Raw genomic sequence first — 416 nt, forward strand, 5'->3', positions numbered from 1 at the left:
GGTGCGCAGCAGGGTGCCGCTGGCCGCGACCTGCATGGCCAGGTTGGACACCACCCCCGTGGTGAGGTTCCGCGAGGTGAGCCGCTCGCCGGCGTTGCCGACGAAGAAGCCCATCGCGCCCAGCCACTCGGACAGCAGCGGCGCCAGGTCGTTCGGGGCCATGTCCTCGCCCTCGATCAGCGCGTAGGCGTGCGAGATACCGGCGAACATCCCGTACATCGCGCTCAGCAGCGCCACGTCGTGAAGGGCGGCGTGTCCGGGGTCCTCCCCGACGAAGCGGGCGCCGGCCGGGACCTCCAGGGCCGTCCGGTGGGTGTCGAAGAGGGCGCGCGAACCGCTGTAGAAGACGTAGCCCCCGGCGTCGGGGACACCGATCATCGTCGGGGTCGCCATGATCCCGCCGTCGACGAAGAGCG

General features: G+C 71.4%; 1 pseudogene. It reads right to left on the bottom strand.

Annotation, left to right across the window (positions count from 1 at the left end):
- Nucleotides 1-416: pseudogene (locus G3I60_RS44115) on the bottom strand (NAD(P)-dependent oxidoreductase); the annotation flags it as partial.

This window comes from Streptomyces sp. SID13666 (assembly GCF_010548325.1).
In the GTDB taxonomy this organism is placed as follows: Bacteria; Actinomycetota; Actinomycetes; order Streptomycetales; family Streptomycetaceae; genus Actinacidiphila; species Actinacidiphila fildesensis.